The organism is Mesorhizobium sp. B2-4-14 (assembly GCF_006442155.1).
GTDB lineage: Bacteria > Pseudomonadota > Alphaproteobacteria > Rhizobiales > Rhizobiaceae > Mesorhizobium.
The window spans coordinates 1-1,539 of the sequence record NZ_VFVA01000081.1 but is presented as its reverse complement, the minus strand read 5'-3'; the positions used below and the strand labels follow the sequence as shown (position 1 = coordinate 1,539).

Genomic DNA, 1,539 nt, shown 5'->3' with positions numbered 1-1,539 from the left:
CAGACTGCTGACAAACCCCTGGCATTTGCCGGGGGTTTTTGATTCACTGGGTCATGTTGAAGCGACCCGCCCCTGAACAGACCGCGCTCGAGATGGTGACGTTGGATCAGCTGGTTCCGGCTGACCACCTGTTGCGCAAGATCGATCGCGCGATCGACTTTTCCTTCATCCACGATCTGACAGCGCCGCTCTACTGCGCCGACAATGGCCGACCGCCGCTCGATCCGACCTTGATGTTCAAGGCGCTGTTCATCGGCTACCTGTTCGGCGTGCGCTCGGAGCGGCAGCTGGTGCGCGAGATCGAGGTCAATGTCGCCTACCGCTGGTTTTTGCGGCTGAAGCTGACGGACAAGGTGTTCGACGCCTCGACGCTGTCGCAGAACCGGCGCCGGCGCTACCAGGACGAGACGATCGCGCAGGCGATCTTCGACCGCATCGTCGAGCAGGCGATCCGGGCGGGGCTGGTGGACGGGACGGTGCTCTACACCGACAGCACGCATCTGAAGGCCAACGCCAACAAGGGCAAATACGACCTTGCCCTGGTCGCCAAGTCGCGGGCCGACTACTGGAGCGAACTCGACCGCGCCATCGAGGTGGAGCGGGCGCTGCATGGCCAAAAGCCGCTGAAGCAGAAGCAGCGCAAGCCGCCCGAGAAGCAGACCAAGGTCAGCCGTGCCGATCCGGAGGCCGGCTACATGGTGCGCGAGGGCAAGCCGAAGGGCTTCTTCTATCTCGATCACCGCACGGTGGATGGCCGTTGCGGCATCATCACCGACACGTTCGCCACGCCGGCCAACGTGCATGACTCGATCGTCTATCTCGGCCGGCTCGACCGCCAGGTGGAGCGCTTCGGCTTCAATGTGGCGGCTGCGGGGCTGGATGCCGGCTACGCCACGCCGGGCATCGCCAAGGGGCTGGAGGACAGGACGATCAGGGGCGTCACCGGCTATCGCAACCCGACCCCGCCCAAGCCCGGCATGATGAGGAAGAGCGCCTTCGTCTATGAGCCGGATGCGGACGGCTATCGTTGCCCGCAGGGCCAGTTGCTTGCCTATGCCACAACCGACCGCAGCGGCTACCGGCATTACAGGAGCGATCCGGCGATCTGCCGCGACTGTCCGCTGTTGGCCTCCTGCACCTCAAACGCCAAGGCCGAACGCACCATCACGCGCCATGTCTGGCAGGACGCCCGCGAGCGGGTCGACGCCAATCGCTCGACCGCATGGGGCAAGGCCATCTACCGGCGCCGCAAGGAGACGGTCGAGCGGTCTTTCGCCGACGCCAAGCAGCTCTTCGGCCACCGCTATGCCCGCTTCCGAGGGCGAACCGGCGTCGCCTGCCAGTGCCTGATCGCCGCCGCCACCCAGAACATGAAAAAGATCGCAATCAGCCTCTGGCCAAGCCCAAAACCAGCACCCGCCTGAGGCCAGATGCGCAGCGCCAGCCTCCTGACATCTTCTCCTGACACCAATTTACAAAGCTCAATCAACGCGCAAAACAAAACCCCGCCGAAAATCGACGGGGTTCGTCAGCAGTCTG

General features: G+C 64.1%; 1 protein-coding gene. It reads left to right on the top strand.

Translation table 11 applies throughout. The annotated features are described in order from the left end of the window. Window positions 1-53: 53 nt before the first annotated feature. Window positions 54-1,424: an IS1182 family transposase gene (locus tag FJ938_RS29235; RefSeq protein WP_140700126.1), complete on the top strand. Its 1,371-nt coding sequence runs from the start codon at window positions 54-56 to the stop codon at window positions 1,422-1,424. Window positions 1,425-1,539 lie beyond the last annotated feature (115 nt).

Coding starts and splice junctions, on each gene's coding strand:
- FJ938_RS29235 (WP_140700126.1), top strand. CDS start 54: ATGTTGAAGCGACCCGCCCCTGAACAGACCGCGCTCGAGATGGTGACG.